Origin of the sequence: Coleofasciculus sp. H7-2 (genome assembly GCF_042747725.1) — a bacterium.
GTDB lineage: Bacteria > Cyanobacteriota > Cyanobacteriia > Cyanobacteriales > FACHB-T130 > FACHB-T130.
In genome coordinates, this window is the sequence record NZ_JBHZGO010000101.1 from 114,097 (window position 1) to 130,560 (window position 16,464).

The 16,464-nt window shown below is 46.8% G+C and carries 18 protein-coding genes and 1 pseudogene; 12 read left to right on the top strand and 7 right to left on the bottom strand.

Features of this window, described 5'->3' with window-relative positions; translation table 11 throughout:
- The first annotated feature begins 660 nt into the window (after nucleotides 1-660).
- Nucleotides 661-2,166 (top strand): adenylate/guanylate cyclase domain-containing protein, encoded by a 1,506-nt coding sequence (locus ACFW2W_RS20690; RefSeq protein WP_378182547.1) that lies wholly within the window; start codon nucleotides 661-663, stop codon nucleotides 2,164-2,166.
- Here ACFW2W_RS20690 and ACFW2W_RS20695 read toward each other — a convergent pair.
- Both ACFW2W_RS20695 and ACFW2W_RS20700 read right to left on the bottom strand, forming a co-directional pair.
- The gene (locus ACFW2W_RS20695; protein ID WP_378182550.1) at nucleotides 2,159-2,455 is read right to left on the bottom strand and encodes a DUF3593 domain-containing protein; all 297 of its coding nucleotides are present in this window, start codon (nucleotides 2,453-2,455) and stop codon (nucleotides 2,159-2,161) included. The genes ACFW2W_RS20690 and ACFW2W_RS20695 overlap by 8 nt on opposite strands.
- Nucleotides 2,455-2,796 (bottom strand): DUF2499 domain-containing protein, encoded by a 342-nt coding sequence (locus tag ACFW2W_RS20700; RefSeq protein ID WP_378182553.1) that lies wholly within the window; start codon nucleotides 2,794-2,796, stop codon nucleotides 2,455-2,457. Before ACFW2W_RS20700 ends, ACFW2W_RS20695 begins: the two co-directional genes overlap by 1 nt.
- 124 nt (nucleotides 2,797-2,920) lie before the next feature.
- On the opposite strand from ACFW2W_RS20700, the gene csaB reads away from it, so the two are divergent.
- Together csaB and ACFW2W_RS20710 are read left to right on the top strand one after the other, a co-directional pair.
- The gene (gene csaB / locus ACFW2W_RS20705) at nucleotides 2,921-3,973 is read left to right on the top strand and encodes a polysaccharide pyruvyl transferase CsaB (RefSeq protein ID WP_378182556.1); all 1,053 of its coding nucleotides are present in this window, start codon (nucleotides 2,921-2,923) and stop codon (nucleotides 3,971-3,973) included.
- 310 nt (nucleotides 3,974-4,283) lie between these two features.
- Entirely contained in the window at nucleotides 4,284-5,795 is a 1,512-nt protein-coding gene (locus ACFW2W_RS20710) for a hypothetical protein (protein ID WP_378182559.1), read from the top strand.
- Nucleotides 5,796-7,210: 1,415 nt separating this feature from the next.
- On the opposite strand, the gene ACFW2W_RS20715 is transcribed toward ACFW2W_RS20710, so the two are convergent.
- A complete protein-coding gene (locus ACFW2W_RS20715) occupies nucleotides 7,211-7,606 on the bottom strand; it encodes a hypothetical protein (RefSeq protein WP_378183045.1) in 396 nt (131 codons plus the stop codon).
- 840 nt (nucleotides 7,607-8,446) lie between these two features.
- Between ACFW2W_RS20715 and ACFW2W_RS20720 the strand changes: the two genes are divergently transcribed.
- From ACFW2W_RS20720 to ACFW2W_RS20760, 9 genes and pseudogenes are all read left to right on the top strand, one after another.
- The gene (locus ACFW2W_RS20720) at nucleotides 8,447-8,677 is read left to right on the top strand and encodes a hypothetical protein (protein ID WP_190410909.1); all 231 of its coding nucleotides are present in this window, start codon (nucleotides 8,447-8,449) and stop codon (nucleotides 8,675-8,677) included.
- Between the two features lie 20 nt (nucleotides 8,678-8,697).
- A complete protein-coding gene (locus ACFW2W_RS20725) occupies nucleotides 8,698-9,453 on the top strand; it encodes a phosphatase PAP2 family protein (RefSeq protein WP_378182562.1) in 756 nt (251 codons plus the stop codon).
- Nucleotides 9,454-9,562: 109 nt separating this feature from the next.
- Nucleotides 9,563-9,874: pseudogene (locus tag ACFW2W_RS20730) on the top strand (hypothetical protein).
- A 12-nt stretch (nucleotides 9,875-9,886) separates the two neighbouring features.
- Nucleotides 9,887-10,315, top strand: a complete 429-nt coding sequence (locus ACFW2W_RS20735; protein ID WP_378182565.1) for a DUF1824 family protein — start codon at nucleotides 9,887-9,889, stop codon at nucleotides 10,313-10,315.
- The gene (locus ACFW2W_RS20740) at nucleotides 10,312-11,133 is read left to right on the top strand and encodes an SDR family oxidoreductase (protein WP_378182568.1); all 822 of its coding nucleotides are present in this window, start codon (nucleotides 10,312-10,314) and stop codon (nucleotides 11,131-11,133) included. Before ACFW2W_RS20735 ends, ACFW2W_RS20740 begins: the two co-directional genes overlap by 4 nt.
- A 196-nt stretch (nucleotides 11,134-11,329) precedes the next feature.
- Nucleotides 11,330-12,499 (top strand): pyridoxal phosphate-dependent aminotransferase, encoded by a 1,170-nt coding sequence (locus tag ACFW2W_RS20745; RefSeq protein WP_378182571.1) that lies wholly within the window; start codon nucleotides 11,330-11,332, stop codon nucleotides 12,497-12,499.
- 165 nt (nucleotides 12,500-12,664) lie between these two features.
- Nucleotides 12,665-12,910 (top strand): aldo/keto reductase, encoded by a 246-nt coding sequence (locus ACFW2W_RS20750; protein ID WP_378182573.1) that lies wholly within the window; start codon nucleotides 12,665-12,667, stop codon nucleotides 12,908-12,910.
- Between the two features lie 215 nt (nucleotides 12,911-13,125).
- Nucleotides 13,126-14,076 (top strand): alpha/beta fold hydrolase, encoded by a 951-nt coding sequence (locus tag ACFW2W_RS20755; RefSeq protein WP_378182576.1) that lies wholly within the window; start codon nucleotides 13,126-13,128, stop codon nucleotides 14,074-14,076.
- Nucleotides 14,077-14,102: 26 nt separating this feature from the next.
- A complete protein-coding gene (locus tag ACFW2W_RS20760; RefSeq protein ID WP_378182579.1) occupies nucleotides 14,103-14,387 on the top strand; it encodes a DUF2470 domain-containing protein in 285 nt (94 codons plus the stop codon).
- Between the two features lie 61 nt (nucleotides 14,388-14,448).
- Here ACFW2W_RS20760 and ACFW2W_RS20765 read toward each other — a convergent pair whose 3' ends face one another.
- The 4 genes from ACFW2W_RS20765 to ACFW2W_RS20780 form a co-directional block, all read right to left on the bottom strand.
- Nucleotides 14,449-14,886, bottom strand: a complete 438-nt coding sequence (locus ACFW2W_RS20765; protein ID WP_378182582.1) for a hypothetical protein — start codon at nucleotides 14,884-14,886, stop codon at nucleotides 14,449-14,451.
- A 237-nt stretch (nucleotides 14,887-15,123) separates the two neighbouring features.
- Nucleotides 15,124-15,465 carry a 2Fe-2S iron-sulfur cluster-binding protein gene (locus ACFW2W_RS20770; protein WP_378182585.1) on the bottom strand — a complete coding sequence of 114 codons (342 nt, stop codon included), beginning with the start codon at nucleotides 15,463-15,465 and terminating at the stop codon, nucleotides 15,124-15,126.
- Between the two features lie 13 nt (nucleotides 15,466-15,478).
- Nucleotides 15,479-15,616, bottom strand: coding sequence for a hypothetical protein (locus ACFW2W_RS20775; RefSeq protein ID WP_378182588.1), 138 nt, complete (start codon nucleotides 15,614-15,616; stop codon nucleotides 15,479-15,481).
- Between the two features lie 71 nt (nucleotides 15,617-15,687).
- On the bottom strand, nucleotides 15,688-16,341 hold the full coding sequence (locus tag ACFW2W_RS20780) for a Uma2 family endonuclease (RefSeq protein WP_378183048.1): 654 nt from the start codon (nucleotides 16,339-16,341) through the stop codon (nucleotides 15,688-15,690).
- Nucleotides 16,342-16,464 lie beyond the last annotated feature (123 nt).

Here is a 16,464-nt window from a genome sequence, read left to right on the forward strand (position 1 = left end):
TATCAACGACAACATCCAATTTGCAACAAATTTAAAGGCTCCCTTTCTGATTCCCCATTACCCTTACTAGCCCCAAAAAGTATATAAATTAAATGGGCGACAGCTTATGATAATGCTGTTGGTTAATCTTGGGTTAGTTTATTTAATCTTTTAAGATTGTTTGTTCCTAGGGATATCAAAATTATTGTTGCTAGTATCTGGACCTTAACGGAATTTTTATGATATAATGAGTTTGATAAGGAAGAACTAGGTAGTAATAATTTATTGGAAAAATTTGTATTATTTAAGTAAATCCCGAACAGCGCCAACCTTTAGTCACTAAAACCTAATTTAGATAAAAAAATGAGTGTACAACCTTGACATGAGGCTTTTTTTCAGCATGATAGAACAAGTCTCACACCCTGAAGGGTAGGGCTTGCGCGTGCAAAGCCTGCCTACACAGCCTGAAGAATTTTAGCCTGCTTCCGGCGCAAGTTTATGTAGCCCCAAGCTTCAAGAAAGTGCGGGCGTGTATTTGCAATTTCACGGGATGCTTCCGTAAGGAAATCTAGTCTGCCTGCGGTACTCCGGTTAGAGTTGTCGTAACTTAGAAGATGAAAAGAAGCTAAAGGGTGTTCTGCTTGTCACAAAGGTATCGCTAGAAACAGTAGGAGAGATTCGATGAATCTGCAAGACTCCAGTGTAGATAGGCGTACTATTCGCCAGTCAATTGCAAAAAGTCTAGCAAAAGTTATTCAGATGCTGAATAAGCAGACGATTCTGGTTTTGACACTCCTATTGTGTGCTGGAGTAGCGGGAGCTTTGTGGAATATGTCTCATCTCTCGTCAAACCTAATTAAATCACAAGCACTTCAGAATGCAGCCTTGTATGCCCAAGCGATCGCAGAGGCACGCACCCTCTACAGCTCGGAGGTTCTCAATCGTATAGACGCAGTTCCTGAAATTACGATTACCGACAACTACACCGCTAAAGAGAAGGCAATCCCCGTACCAGCGACATTTTTGATAGAACTCAGTCAGCGCCTCGTTCAAAAAAACCCTGGGATGTCAGTCCGACTGTATAGTGAGTATCCCTTTCGCCAGCGGCAAGCTACAGGTGGTCCTAAAGACAATTTTGAGTGGGAAGCGCTTCGCTCATTGAGGCAAAATCCCGATAGACCCTTTGTGCGCTTGGAGAATTTTCAAGGACGCCTGTCATTGCGATATGCACAAGCCGATCTCATGAAAGCTAGCTGCGTTGCTTGTCACAACACTCACGTTGATAGTCCCAAAAAAGACTGGAAAGTGGGGGATGTCCGAGGGGTTTTGGAAATCTCCAGTCCTCTGGATGAGTTCATGGCAAAGACTCATGCAGGACTGCGAGGAACTTTCGTAATGTTAGCGCTACTGTCTCTATTGGGGCTATTAGGAATTGCCCTCGTGATCGGCAGACTGCGCCAAACTTCCAAGGAGCTAGAGTTGCGCGTCATTGAACGCACGGCGCAATTGCGGGAGGCAAATCAGCAACTAATGGTGGAACAGGAAAAGTCTGAAAACCTGTTACTTAATATCTTGCCAGAGCCGATTGCCAGACAACTCAAAGACGGGCAAAGTAACATTGCCGATGGATTTCCTGAAGTGACGATTTTATTTGCCGATTTGGTTAACTTCACTCAGCTTTCAGAAAAGATATCGCCTAAAGAACTTGTCTGGTTGCTTAACGAAATTTTCTCCAGCTTCGATCGCCTCACCGAACAGCATAACTTGGAGAAAATCAAGACAATTGGCGATGCCTATATGGTAGTAGGAGGTCTTCCCAAACCCCAACCCGACCATGCAGAAGCGATCGCCCAAATGGCAATCGATATGCAAAAAGAAATTGCCCAATTCAATACCAAACATCACCAAGCACTCAGCATCCGCATTGGCATTAATACTGGCCCGGTGGTCGCTGGAGTCATCGGCACTAAAAAGTTCATCTATGACCTCTGGGGGGATACGGTGAACATCGCCAGCCGGATGCAATCCCACGGGTTGCCAGGTGAAATTCAAGTAACGGTTACAACTTACGAATGCTTACGTAGTCGATATGCGTTAGAGCCAAGAGGCTCGATTCACGTCAAAGGCAAAGGGGAAATGGTAACTTACCTTCTGAAGGGCAGAAAGCGTGAGGTTTCCCTTACTTAAAAACTTGCCGTTTTTGAATCACCGCTTGCCGAAATCCCAGCACAATCAAAATATTAGAAAGCGTCAGAAAAACCTCTGCGCCACCGTGCAGCCAATCGACATTTGCTAAGGACTCACCATAGGCAACTTTGGCATAAATTCCAGCCGGAATCGTAACGCCGACAAAAACCAAGGTCATGTAAAAACCAATCAAGGCTAAACGCGGCATCTGCCCACTTCGAGTCAGAAACCAGAGAAAGCCTAAATAGGGGAATAGAGAGAGTGCAAAAAGGGTTTCTTTAGAAATCATTACCGTGATTTAGAAGAGACAATTGGCGCATCGTCTTTTTGATCGGCAACGGGCGATGAACGCCAAATCCACCAAGCAGCTGCCAAAAGGGTGAAGTTACCCAGCAAAGTCATCGCCGCCTGAAGCGTAACCAGCCATTCTAAAGATTCTGGGTTGTCAAAATAGTGCCAAGTGCAGGCACACATGGCGCTGACTAATGCCGGTAGCATGGCGAAGGATAACGCCCACCAAGCCCGGTTGCGAGTCACTTCGCCGTAGATCCAGATCAACCAAATGGCGGCAATCCACTCGATGACGCTGGAAACGTGAATAATCCAGGTAGGAATTGAGAGTGCGTGCATAAAGAAGTTTTTGAGGGTTGAAGAATGAAGTTTTGAATTAGAAGTCTTAACTCAACCCTCAAAATTCAAAACTGATCGCTCTTTTTCTTATAGTACCGCTCGGTTTTGCTGGTAAAGTTTGAGCATGGGACAGATTCGAGCAGTTTTGTGCGGATATTATGGGCAAGGCAATGCAGGTGATGAGGCATTGCTAGCATCGCTGCTGCAAATGTTACCGGCTTATGTGACGCCGATTGTGCTTTCTGGGAACCCCAAAAAAACGCGCGATCGCTATGGCGTTGAAAGTTGTTCGCGCAAAGCTTTCTTGCCAGTGCAGCAAGCACTCCGCAAATCGGATGTTTTCATCTGGGGCGGCGGGAGTCTGATGCAAGACGCCACCAGTGCCCTAAGTCCCCTCTATTACGCAGGATTGATGGGATTAGCCCAGCAGCGAGGATTGAAAACTATTGCCTGGGCGCAGGGAATTGGCCCTTTGAACCGCAATTTGACTCGCTGGATAACGCGAAAAGCGATCGCCGGTTGCCATGCCGTCAGCGTCCGCGATCGCGCCTCTGCTGCCCTGCTAATGAAGTGGAAAATCCCCTATATCCAAGCCCCAGACCCGGTTTGGGCGTTAGACTCGAAGCCAGTGAAGGGACTGTGGGATTTACCGGCACCCAGAGTCGCCGTCACCTTGCGATCGCATCCCCAACTGACTCCCGCGCGACTTGCCAACTTAACTCGCGCCTTGATTGACTTTCAAAAAGCCACTCAGACCTGCATTTTACTGGTGCCATTTCAAGCGAGTCAGGATCTAGCGATCGCTCAGTCAATTCAACCGCAATTACCGGGTGCCAGCCATATTTTTTCTCTCAAAGACCCTAGAGAATTGAAAGGATTATTTCAGGGCGTCGAAATGGCAATCGGGATGCGCTACCACAGCTTAATTATGGCGGCGGCTCAAGAATGTCGCTGTTTCGCCCTCAGCTACGACCCCAAAGTTAGCTTGCTGATGGAAGAACTCAATATGCCAGGGTGGGACTTAACTCAATTGCCTGACGACCCCAACTCGATTAGTCAAACTTGGTTAGAACACTACGTCAACGGCGACCCCCTCTCACCCCATCAAATACAGTCTTTAGTTGACCGGGCATTGATGCATCAAGATTTGTTGAGTGACGCTTTAGCGAAGGAATAACCCCTTCAGGCGGACTGTATTTGTGTAGCCCCATTCAGAATTTTGTTAGTGAATTCCACCGAAGCCATTACCGAAGGGAGGTGCGGCAAGAATCAACCAAGGCATATACTTCTTCTGCGTGTCGCACCTCAAGTAATTTGAGTTCGATTTCCTCGTCGATGCGAAATTTGAAAATGGTAGAGTGACTCCGAGAGCGTCGTGGAATAATCTTATTAGAATTATTGCCATCTAGGCGCAAATAAAGCTGTGAATTGATAAAGCTACAGCAAGTCCATTCCAAGCACCCATGACCTTCTCTTAAATCAGAGCAATGAGTGAAGCTGACACCCCCCAAGAAGCTAACCAGTCCCAGTCCTTCCCCGAATCAACCGATCCTCCAATGGACGATCCTTTGCAGGATGAAACAGATTCTGACCTTCATCCTGCACAGGAGGAGCCTCTCGTGCAAGCAGAAGTCGTCAGCTTAGTGCATCGCCCGCCTGCGCTAGTGGGCAATGAGGCTGGTGCAGTAAAGACAACTGATGATGGGGTGCATCGGGAAAAGTCTGAGCCGCTTTCGTCGCCAGCAGAGGCGGGAAATTTGTTTCCACTCATGGCTGAGTTGCGTCAGCGCAATCGGGACTTGCTCAAGCGAGTGAATCACCTAGAGAAAACACTGGGGGATTGTCAGGAGGCGTTGCAATTGCAAAGACAGCGATCGCAAGCTCAAGAAACTATCCTCACCTCTACAACCCAGGAACTCAATGGGACTCAAGAACAAGTTACCCGTCTGTTCCGAGAACTGGAATCGTCTCATCAAGCAGCCCAGCGCCAACAAATCTTAATTGAAACCGTAACAGAACAGCTGGAAAGCAGCCAAGAACGCATCGCCCAGCTTGAACGGGAATGTGCCTTCACCCAGCAACGCTACAACGAACAATCTCATGCTCTGTTGCAAAGCGAAAATACAATCCGCGAACTCCGCACCCGCTTGCAACGCCAGCAGCGCCAAACCCTGCAATTCAAGTCGGCGCTAGAAAAGTGTCTGGAAATGCCTCCCCCCACCCAAATCAATCCAGATACCAGACCTTCCTCTACCTGGGCGCACCGCCATCTCAAAAACGCCCACGATTCCCAATCTCTCCTCCCCAAAGCGCCGCCGATTCAACCTTGGTCAGCGCAACCGGCATTTCTGGAAGACCCTGCCCAGAGTGAGGAAAACTGGGAGATTTCAGTACCGTCTCCTGCTTATTCACCGATTACAGACGCAACCGCCTTCGTTTCGACGGAATGGGAGCCGTTAGAAGAAATACCCGCCTCTGAAAGCCTCGGAGCCACCGATGAAGAGGAGATATGGCAATGGGGAATGCTAGAACCAGACTCCGATCCGGTCATGGATGATTTTCTCATGCCCCCTGAGCTGGAAAGTTCTGGCAATGACGATTTCACCGATGAATTAGCGATCGCTTCTGCCCAGGAAAGTATCGCAATTGAGAACGAATTGGAAGAACTGCTGCTGGCTGTAAGTTTCGATCCAGATGAGAACGATGAACCTGGAACGATGTATGCCCCAGAAGATGCCGAATCAACTTCTCCATCCTCTTTCATCTTTGAGCCTTCTGAACCAGAGTCTCTCTCAGAGGATGCCAGTGCGAACAACGCTGAACAAGAGGAGGTATCCCGCCGAGAATTTCCGGCTGCTGTGCCCGCCCAGCGCCCTGATGCCATCCTCTCTCAACCCAACTGGCCCTCACCCCTGCTTTATCCAATGCGTCCCCCCAAAGGGCGGAAATCGTTGGCGTCGATAGAATTGCCAACGTTTCCTAGAAAAACGGGCGCGTAGAAATTAAAAATTAAAAATGCTTGCATTAAAAAAGAACAATTTTTAATTTTGCATTTTTAATTTTTAATTGAGGACGCCCCATCCCAGCAGTGAGAGCATAGCTCTGAGTCAGCAGCCACAACCACAAAGCGGGATAGCGTTCTTCCAGCGAGGGTTGTAGACGCCGGATAGCACCCGGAAACCAACCCCCCAGCAACCAAACAAATAGGGCATGGCGTGTAAAGTTGAAATAGCTGCCCAGCCAGCGGAGGATATCTTTAGCACCCGCGAGTTCCCAAATCCATAGCAGCAAAGCTGGATTGATCCAAGCGGCTTTCAACGCCAGCCGATTGAAGGTTAGCCAATTCACTCGGTCTTTAATAAACGTGTCTGCCACCTCTGGGGGTTCTGTCGCCAAAAGCCCAAAAAAGGTATTCAGCATTGAGTTAATTCGCTGCGGCGGTAAGTAGGTGCCAGTGGGAACCATCATGCCTTTAGAAAATAGCCAGGTAACGGAGACATTGCTTTGATAAGCGCGAATTTGGTTTAAATGATGGGCTTGGAGCAAGTCATGTTTGAGGGCAGTATCTAGAAGGTTGGTTAAACGGGAGAGATTGCGAACCAGGGAACCAAAGCCGGTAAAGACGAGGGGAGATTGGAGAGAGGCAGCATCGCCAATGCCAATCAGCCGATCGAAGGCGACAGTGCGATCGCGACTTCCAACACTAAAGTGACCCGGAATATACCCAAATGTAGGCTTTTTCCACACCAGCTTCTCCATATCGCAGCGGCGATACTCCGGCAAAATGTTGAAAAAATCTTCATACATTTCTAACAATGAGCCGGGGTTATCGGGATGCACTTGATGATAGTGGAACAAGTAGAAGGTAACTTCTTCACCTTCGGCGGGGAATAACTCCCAAATCAGCTGCCGCCCCCGCGAAATATCGCCGTGACTGTTCAGCACATCCCCGTATTGGGAATCCCACACTCCCGGCTCAAACCCGCTGGCAATCACAGCCCCGACGGTTGGGCAAACACTATCAAAAGTGCGATCCCCATTCAACTGCCATGCAATTGGCGAAGCGGTTCCCATCGCATCTACCAGCAGGCGTCCGCTGGCTTGGCGTTGAGCTTGGCTGGGCAGATGCTTGGCTTGCACGGTAACTTGCTCTTGCCCAATATCAGCCCGGATAAACTCCGTCTCATCCCAAATTTCCCCACCCGCTTTGGTGAGCTTTTCCCCACACAGACGCAGCAGTTTCTCGGCGTCCAATCCCACATTCAGCACCGTTGGCGTATGCAATACCTGTGCTTTTAGCTTGGGCGGATTATTGGCATCGAAGAATTTGTGAAACCCATCTACATACTCCGCTGCAATAATGCTTTCAAACTCCGCTGGGGTAAATAAGCCCAAATCAATCAAGCTTTGAAATTCATCGCGGGAAATATTCCATTCCCGGTTCATGCGCCCGAAAGGTAGCCGTTCCAGCAATAGCACCCGGTAGCCGAGTTGAGCCATGACGGCGGCGTGGATGACGCCCAAGGCACCGCCCACATAGATAAGGTCGTAGGATTGAGGACTGAGGACTGAGGGCTGAGGGCTGAGGGCTGAGGACTGAGGACTGAGGACTGAGGGCTGAGGATTGAGGACTGAGGGCTGAGGATTGAGGACTGAGGACTGAGGGCTGAGGGCTGAGGGCTGAGGGCTGAGGGCTGAGGACTGAGGGCTGAGGGCTGAGGGCTGAGGGCTGAGGGCTGAGGGCTGAGGATTGAGGATTGAGGACTGAGGGCTGAGGACTGTAGGCGCTTCGCCTTCCCGAAGGGTGGATTGAGGACTGTAAGCGTTGCGGTGCGAAGCACGGACTGAGGACTCAGTGAAGGATTCGTCTCCCTTTTTATTACCTATCTCTTTCTCTGCTAGGAACACAACCTGCCTTGGCTGCTTCGGATTGCGGACACTCTCGCGCCAACGTTGCTCCCACCAATAGACGCGATTGAGGTCATATTCCCCGTTTGGCATTTTTTGAAAGAAGCGGACTGTTTCCGGGTAATCGAGAGTCAAAGCTTCAAAGATAGATTGCTTTGACAAATCAATCGCCGGTGGTTCTGGATATTGTTGGGGAAATCGGCTTCTCAGACTGGAGCTGAGTTGTTTGAGGATTTTTCTTTCACCGGGGACAGCCTTCTGTGTCCAACGGAAGACCTTCAGATACGTGGTTCGCTGCACCGACCAAATAAAAATCGAGAGTTCGGGTTGCGGAATCGCGGGATTTTGGGTTGTATCCGTTTTCCTAAGGTTCCCAGGAGCGGGAAATTGCAGCCTGATGCCGTCGGGCGTGAGCATTTTCTCCCCTGAGCCTGGATCGTACTCCTCGTGCAACCAGGCGAGGACGGCGACTATATCCGAGGTAGGAACTTCTAAGTAAAGTATTTCTCTCATATTGGCGATCTGCATTAGGGAACCTATTCCTGACAAAGACAGAGTGAACCGTGGTCAAAGTACGCTAAACTTCCGGATACGAATTGCTTAGAATTGATTAAAAAACTTTACACAATTCTCATTTTCTGAATGTACAGGGGTGCAACTGTTGGACGGGCGGGGAACCGCTCACGACGAAAGCCCTGAGCGATGAATCCTTTAAACCCGCCCATAGGCTATGACCTACGCCATGAATTATCCCATCCCAGCCAGTCCTCAAGAAATTGTCGCCCTGCGGCAAAAGCCCGTTGATGAAGAATTAGTCGCGGCAGCGATCGCTGGAGTCGTTCAAATTGCCCGTCGAGAGGGGCAGTCTTTAGACGAATTAACCGCCCAAGTGCTAGAAGAAGATAGTCTGCTGGATCAGGCACAAAGACACTGGCTTAGCGACATCGTTGCCCAAGCTTGGGCTAGCCTCTAGGAAGTTAGAACCACCAGATCATGCGCGAAATTGCCAAGCGAATTATCTCCGCGTTGCCGCAGTGGTGGCGATCGCACCTGTTGCCCCTGTTATTTACGATTCGAGCGGCGGGTCTATTACTTGCCGCCCTAGGGCTGTGGGGATTTGCCCAAATTGCTGACGAAGTCTTAGAAAAAGAAACCCAAGCCATTGATACGGCAATTTTACTGGGTATCAGAAGCCTGCACGCGCCGCTGCTCGATCGGATAATGCTGGGATTCACATTTGTGGGAGAACCGACGGTGTTGCTGGTCATTTGCTTGGGCTTCGGGTTTTGGCTGTACCAACGCGGTCAGCGATCGCAAGCCATGACACTCGCGATCGCTGGAGTGGGTGCGATGGGCTTAAACTATTTACTCAAAGTGCTATTTGGTCGCGCCCGTCCAGCACTCTGGGATCGGGTCGTTGATGTGGGTCAATACAGCTTCCCCAGCGGTCATGCGATGATTTCGATGGTGGTTTACGGCACGATTGGCTATTTGTTGGTCAAGCACTTGGGTAGATGGCGGATAGCGATCGCCAGCGGGACACTGCTATTGGTTACGGGTATTGGTCTGAGTCGGCTTTATCTCGGCGTCCATTGGCCTACGGATGTCGTCGCTGGATATGCAGCAGGGATTGTGTGGTTGATGACCTGTATCCTCAGCCTGGAAATTTGGCAAGAATATCGCCAGCCAGCCAGTCGAAAAACGCCCATTCCTAACGATGAAAAATCCAATATTACTAACCGCAGGTAAGGGGATAACACACCTAATTCACGCGGTGTAGAACTTTCTGTATTTCTCCCCCAATTCATCGGGCGGTTCATACGGCAAACCTAAATCAGTGTGTGTAGAAATGAAATTAATGAGCAGCACAGTTTCTGACATCGCAGTGAAAACTATCAACGGTGAAGATAAGCAACTTTCCGAGTATGGCGGAAACGTAATTTTAATCATGAATGTGGCTTCCCAGTGCGGCTACACACCTCAATACAAAGGATTGGAGCAGTTAAACCAATAAGTATCGGGATAAGTGATTGCACCTACGGGAAATGTTTCTTGTTTTGAGAAATTCTTAGCCAGCAAGCAAGGTGAAGTAGTGGCTCGATTTAATAGCAGCGTGAAGCCAGATTCACTAGAATTGATTGCAGCTATTGAGCGGGAATTAGCCAAGTAAGGCAAGAAATTTATGTCTATCCAAAATTCGTCAAATTTAACTGTTCAACAAGCGCATAAAATTCTCAAAACTTTCGACTGCCTGAAGATAAATTCAAGTGAGAATGCACCAAATAAAGATTCAATTCGTCAAGCGCTACTTTTGGTAACTGAGCTTTCTGATAACCAAATACTAGGAATTTGTGCCGATACAGCAGAGCAAGGCATTGGAGTTTTAAAAACCTATGCAACTGCTTTGGGTTATGAAGTTAATCAGGATTTAGCTACTATTGATGGCTCTGTTTATATCAAATTTAACCCCAAAACTAACTTGTGTTATCTCGATTCTTACATAGGAGAACATCGCGGAGTTTTGGTGTCCTGCCAGTCTGCGGATGAAGACGGAATTAACGAGATGTACGGTCATTTGCCCCTAGATTTATTTACATCGGAATCTTCATGAACGTTGCAATTATTGGCTGTGGTTATGTGGGTAAGGCAGTTGCCCAATATTGGCGTCAAGAGTTGGGATTTACTGTCGCCGCAACCACAACTTCTCCCGAACGAATTTCAGAATTAGAAGCAGTTGCCCAACGAGTCGTAGTCGTAAAAGGCGACGATTTCGCAAGTCTACAATCGGTGCTGGAAAATCAGGATACTGTACTGCTGAGTATTGGAGCAAAAAATGCCCATGTTTACGAACAAACTTATTTAAAGATTGCCCATAACTTAGTCTCAGTCTTGAAACAAACTCCTTCGGTGCGACAGCTAATCTACACAGGGAGTTATGCTGTCTATGGCGATAAAAATGGGGAGTGGGTGGATGAAGAATCACCCGTTGCACCTGCTAACCAAAATGGTCATATCCTCTGCGATACCGAGCAAGTATTGCTATCAGCATCCACTGAAAAGCTAGGCGTTTGTATCCTCCGTTTAGGCGGGATTCATGGGTCAGGTCGTGAATTATCTAAAATATTTAGTCGAGTTGTCGGTACAACTCGTCCTGGAAACGGCGAGGACACAACAAATTGGATTCACCTGGATGACATTGTTGCTGCTATCGAGTTTGTCCGCAAGCACCAATTGCAAGGCATTTACAACTTAGTGGATGATGCACATTTGACCTATCGGGAACTTCTTGACCGAGTGTGCGAACAACATAAGCTACCCAAAGTTTTTTGGGATGAATCCCAGAAAAGTGTTCGACCTTACAATGCGCGAGTGTCAAATCAGAAGCTAAAAGCAGCCGGGTTTGAATTAAGTCATCCGGAAACGATATGAATGGAAAGTTGGTGATTGATGCTATGTGAAACTTTCCGGGTTCCCTCCTTTTAAACTGGATTAGGTGGATTTAAGTTTGTGTAATTGACATTTTGATCCCTCCAACCCTCCTTTTTAAGAGGGATCAGAAAAACGTAATTATCGAATTTTGAATACTATGCAATATGCACAATAAACCCTAAATGATGAGTTTTTTATGCTTACTGAATCTTCTCGGATGCAGGCGGTACAGTCGCCAATTATTCCCGTTATTGGAGAATTGATTCGTAGCTGTCCGGGAACGATTTCCCTGGGACAAGGCGTTGCTTATTATAGTCCGCCGCCAGAAGCGATCGCGCAACTGTCCCATTTCCTGGCAGATCCGGAGAATCACAAGTACAAACCCGTGCAAGGTATCTCGCCGTTGCTGGAGGCGATCGCTCAAAAATTAAAATTTGAGAACGCTATTGACATAAATGCTGAGAACTGCATTGTGGTCACGGCTGGTAGTAACATGGCGTTCATAAATGTGGTGTTAGCGATCGCAAATCCTGGCGATGAGATTATTCTCCAAACGCCTTATTACTTCAACCAGGAGATGGCAATTACAATGGCGAGTTGTCGTCCGGTTCTTGTAGCGACGGATGAGAATTATCAACTACGTCCGGAGGCGATTCGGCAAGCAATTACCGAAAAAACGCGGGCAGTTGTGACAATTTCACCCAATAATCCCACAGGAGCCGTGTATTCGGAAGCAGCATTGCGGGAAGTGAATCAAATTTGCCGCGATCGCGGCATCTATCACATCAGCGATGAAGCGTATGAATACTTTACTTACAACGGCGTGCAGCATTTTTCGCCAGCAGCAATCCGAGACAGCAACCTCCATACAATTTCCCTCTTCTCGCTGTCTAAAGCTTACGGTTTTGCATCCTGGCGCATCGGGTATATGGTCATCCCAGAACACCTTCTCATCGCCGTCAAGAAGATTCAGGATACGATTTTGATTTGTCCGCCGGTTATTTCCCAGTATGCCGCATTAGGGGCATTGCAGGCGGGAGTGAGCTACTGCAAGGAAAAGTTGGAAGCGATCGCCTCTGTGCGAGAAATTGTCCTCAACGAATGCGATCGCATCCCACATTTATGCACCATTCCCCCAGCAGATGGAGCTTTTTATTTTCTGCTGAGAGTTTATACAAAATTGCCCGCAATGGACTTGGTAGAACGACTCATCCGCGAACATGGCGTCGCTGTCATTCCAGGTACAACCTTTGGCATGGAAGACGGGTGCTATCTGCGCGTTGCCTATGGTGCCCTGCAAAAAGAAACCGCATCCGAGGGAATTGGGCGATTCGTGAGGGGTTTGCAGGCGATTTTAGGCGCATAATCGTCAAGGGGGCATTTAGCGAAGAATTACACCTTGCTCACGGCGGCTGGCAACCTGTCTTAGACAGGACTTACGCAACATCACCAGGTCTGCCACCGCAACCACAGGGGGATTGAACCCGAAAAAACGCTATATGTATAAGCTTTGCGTAAGTCCTGTTAAGAGATGCTAGACACGTTGACCCAAGTAGCGAAATATGAGAAAACAATTTCTCAGGTGGCTTTAAACTGGGTTAAGCAATACCAGGCTGTTGCTGCTGTCATCTCAAGCTTTACTCAAGATCGTCAGCAGATTCAAAAGAACGTAGAAGCTTTAAGTTTCCAACTAGACAAGGAGGATCTGCAACTGCTTTCAGATCGTTCATCTACTCTATTCAAGCAACCTGGAGATATTTATTCTTACGAGCGATAGATGAGCTGAGCTTTGCCAGGAGGCACTGTTAAGTTAACTCAAAATTTAGCTCATCAACCCAAAAAATGAGCAGAGTGCATCCCATTTTTCTAAATATAAGCCTACAAGCTGAAACCGGCTCTCGTCAGGCTTCGTTTGTATAGCCGCAACTTTAGTCGTCAGGCGTTTTTAGTCTCATTGGGATGCTCCTAACCTTAATTTCTTTCTGGATAACTATGCAACCCTTATCTTCAACTCAAAATTCACCAACTTCTGAAACTGAAACCGTAACTACCCCGCAGTTTTACACTTGGAAAAACTATCGCTGCGCCTACGAAGTTCATAGTGCAATTAATCTGAATACAAATGACGGTACTCCCCTATTATTGATTCATCCCATTGGTGTAGGATTATCCCGGAAATTTTGGCAGCGATTCTGTCGAGAATGGTATGAAGCGGGTCGCCGGAATCCAATTTACAATCCAGACTTACTAGGATGTGGTGAGAGTGATATGCCTCATGTAGGTTATACTCCCCTTGATTGGGCACAACAATTGCAACATTTTTTGCAGACTGTAGTACAAAAACCTGTAATTGTAGTAGTGCAAGGTGCTTTGCTGCCGGTAGCAATTGAGTTAGTTCGTCTACAAACTAATTCTAATTTTATTCGAGCCTTGGTGCTGGCTGGTCCTCCCGCTTTGGCGTTGATAAGTAAACCTAGAGCAAATTGGCGGCAAAAATTTACCTGGAATCTGTTAAACTCTCCTTTTGGGAGTGCCTTTTATCGCTATGCGCGGCGCGAACAGTTCTTACGTTCTTTCTCAACTAAACAACTCTTTGAAAAGGCTGATTCAGTCGATCGGGAGTGGCTGAAAACTCTGGAGAAAGGTGCGACAGATCCAGAGACTCGCCATGCTGTTTTTTCTTTTCTAGCGGGGTTTTGGCGGCAAGATTATCAAGACGCGATCGCATCTATCTCTCAACCCACTCTGGTAGTCGTAGGCGAGACGGCATCAAGCATTAGTCAAGCTGGCAAAGGCGAAACTCCCGATGAACGCTTGGCTGACTATCAGAAGTCTTTACCCAATGCTGAGGGAATCAAAATGTTAGGTCGTAATGTTTTACCCTATGAATCAACGGTTGAATTTGTCAATGTAGTTACCAATTTTGTCGCTAAACATTCTTAATTAATTACATCAGAGGATGCTATCTAATGTCCGATGCAATAACGTCTGAAATAAGCGATCGCATTTGCGCTCACATGAACGACGATCATGCTACTGCTGTCGTTCTTTACGCCCAAACTTATGGCAATTCTCCCGATGCAGCAAAGGCAGAAATGGTTTCAGTAGATCCAGAAGGCATGAATCTCATGGCACAAGTCAAAGGTTCGGATGTGCCGATACGCATTCACTTCGATCATATTCTCAAAGATGCCGAAGATGCTCACCATACGCTCATTGCAATGGTGAAACAAGCGCGTTCTAATTCAAAATAAAACCAAAATAGAACATTGAGTAGGGTGGGCATTGTCCACCTTACTTCTATCCCCGTACAATTTAAACTTGTTGATTAATCTGTGACTTATCTAGTCCCTCTTTGATCCAGTTAATACACTCTTGTTCACTTTCAAAGATTTTTGGCGCGGCAACATTATTCAAATTCTCCGGTTTATAATGATCGTAAAAATATTTACTTGCTAATTGATAAACAATAATTAAATTATCTTGATAAATATATCTATTTTTAAAATAATCGTTTTGGCTGACAACATCTGAATTCTCCTCAAGATGTTCTTTTGCAACCTCAATAATCGTCTCAATATAACTTGAATAAATACAAGCCGGATTTTCCAATTTATGAAATTTACCTTTATGTCCTAACTCAGAAAGTAAACTATAAGAGTAAATATTTTGCCCATCCGCCATTCCAAAAATAAATGGGACGATCAGATATCCTTTATATGAAACTGAATTTTCGTAGAGTAACCGACTCATTTTTATCCTCCGTACTGACTATTTCACGCTTCATTTCTTCAAAACGGTGTTTTCCTTCTTAATGGGATTGTATCATTCGGCTTTTTCATATACGTCAGCGCGATCGCACTAAAGACTCTTGTAGTGGCAAGTTTAACCATGCCACCTAAAGACATGGCAAAAAAACCGTCCGTCCGTACCTTTAGCTAAAACTGACTGATTGCTAGTGCCGAAATATTGCAACTTTTAGCACAAAAATTATTCAGACTTAGCTGTATCTGGCTGAAAGTAAAGAGCCGATTTATACAAATCTTGTTCTTGGTGGGTTAGCAGCGTGCAATCCGACAGCGGATAAGCCACACAGGTAACAGTGTATCCAGCCTCTAGTTCTTTTGAACGTAGAAACTTTTGTTCGCCTTGATCGACTTCACCACTCACCAGCTTGGCGATACAAGCCGAACATTCCCCTTGTTTACACCCAGAAGGTAATCGAATGCCCGCGTCTTCAGCCATATCTAGAATATACTGATCGTCTGGCACTGAGATGGTACGGTCAAGCGCGATCGCTGGATTCACCAGCCGGACTTGATAAACTGCCATTAAAACGACTCCTTTAAAATTCGTATCTTCTGCCAAGCCAATAGTCCCAGTCTGCTATTGCTTCCAAGTGTTCTTCGTCGTTATAGGCATCGACGATTATCTCCATTGCAATGCGATTCTCTCGGCTTTCGTCTTCCTCAACATTAGGCATAAGACATTGGCTCAGTATAATTAAACTTTGAATATAATAAATCTTTTGAGCGATCGCGTTCTCAATTCTTCTCAAACATTGTCGTCACGATGCTCTATTTGCTGTCTTACCCAAGCGCGAAAAGACCGAATCATAGGGATTTCCCCAATTCTTAAGCTTTCTTCCAAAAAGTGTGGAATTTCTGTTGTTAAGGGTAGATTTGCAAAAGTATAAGAAACAGCGCCAGGAACATACACTCCATCTCGCAATTGATAAATTTGCATCACTGGTTCGTCATAACGCCAAACCTCCGGAACACCCAAAGCAAGATAAATTGAGAGTCTGTCAACCGAAGCGCTAGTGTAGTCCACCTCTATTGCTAAGTCAGGAGGTGGGTCAATCGTTAAGTCAATATCCCTTTTCTGTCTGATTAGCGGTTCATTCTGGATGTAAAAGCAAGAATCCGGTTCAACACCCCGCTGTAAGTCTGGACGCTTACAAGTGAGAGATCCAGCGCTTCTGAGGTTGAGGTGAAGTTCCTCAGCTAAAGCATCAATCATCTTCTCTACCAATCTTTTATTGCTCTCATGTGGCATTAAAGGGGTCATAATTTCCAGCATTCCGCGATCGTAAGCCAGTCGAGTGTTACGATCTTCCCCCATCTCTGTAAGTATTGTTTCAAAAGTTTGCCAACTGATGTTTCTAAGTACACCCCGCCCTTGAGTAGTTTTCGCTGTCGTCACCATAGAACTTAACCCCGCGTTTTCTACCACGATATCAAGTTGAGTGGGTAATGTGGATGCGTGAAGCGAAGCGGCTGTCTTCAGCGTCGCATTAATGAGGAGAGAGCGATCGCATTTTTTAGCTAC

Excerpts from the sequence above, each read along its gene's own strand:
- ACFW2W_RS20690 (WP_378182547.1), top strand. The coding sequence starts at position 661 with ATGAATCTGCAAGACTCCAGTGTAGATAGGCGTACTATTCGCCAGTCA.
- ACFW2W_RS20695 (WP_378182550.1), bottom strand. The coding sequence starts at position 2,455 with ATGATTTCTAAAGAAACCCTTTTTGCACTCTCTCTATTCCCCTATTTA.
- ACFW2W_RS20700 (WP_378182553.1), bottom strand. The coding sequence starts at position 2,796 with ATGCACGCACTCTCAATTCCTACCTGGATTATTCACGTTTCCAGCGTC.
- csaB (WP_378182556.1), top strand. The coding sequence starts at position 2,921 with ATGGGACAGATTCGAGCAGTTTTGTGCGGATATTATGGGCAAGGCAAT.
- ACFW2W_RS20710 (WP_378182559.1), top strand. The coding sequence starts at position 4,284 with ATGAGTGAAGCTGACACCCCCCAAGAAGCTAACCAGTCCCAGTCCTTC.
- ACFW2W_RS20720 (WP_190410909.1), top strand. The coding sequence starts at position 8,447 with ATGAATTATCCCATCCCAGCCAGTCCTCAAGAAATTGTCGCCCTGCGG.
- ACFW2W_RS20725 (WP_378182562.1), top strand. The coding sequence starts at position 8,698 with ATGCGCGAAATTGCCAAGCGAATTATCTCCGCGTTGCCGCAGTGGTGG.
- ACFW2W_RS20735 (WP_378182565.1), top strand. The coding sequence starts at position 9,887 with ATGTCTATCCAAAATTCGTCAAATTTAACTGTTCAACAAGCGCATAAA.
- ACFW2W_RS20740 (WP_378182568.1), top strand. The coding sequence starts at position 10,312 with ATGAACGTTGCAATTATTGGCTGTGGTTATGTGGGTAAGGCAGTTGCC.
- ACFW2W_RS20745 (WP_378182571.1), top strand. The coding sequence starts at position 11,330 with ATGCTTACTGAATCTTCTCGGATGCAGGCGGTACAGTCGCCAATTATT.
- ACFW2W_RS20750 (WP_378182573.1), top strand. The coding sequence starts at position 12,665 with ATGCTAGACACGTTGACCCAAGTAGCGAAATATGAGAAAACAATTTCT.
- ACFW2W_RS20755 (WP_378182576.1), top strand. The coding sequence starts at position 13,126 with ATGCAACCCTTATCTTCAACTCAAAATTCACCAACTTCTGAAACTGAA.
- ACFW2W_RS20760 (WP_378182579.1), top strand. The coding sequence starts at position 14,103 with ATGTCCGATGCAATAACGTCTGAAATAAGCGATCGCATTTGCGCTCAC.
- ACFW2W_RS20765 (WP_378182582.1), bottom strand. The coding sequence starts at position 14,886 with ATGAGTCGGTTACTCTACGAAAATTCAGTTTCATATAAAGGATATCTG.
- ACFW2W_RS20770 (WP_378182585.1), bottom strand. The coding sequence starts at position 15,465 with ATGGCAGTTTATCAAGTCCGGCTGGTGAATCCAGCGATCGCGCTTGAC.
- ACFW2W_RS20775 (WP_378182588.1), bottom strand. The coding sequence starts at position 15,616 with ATGCCTAATGTTGAGGAAGACGAAAGCCGAGAGAATCGCATTGCAATG.
- ACFW2W_RS20780 (WP_378183048.1), bottom strand. The coding sequence starts at position 16,341 with ATGGTGACGACAGCGAAAACTACTCAAGGGCGGGGTGTACTTAGAAAC.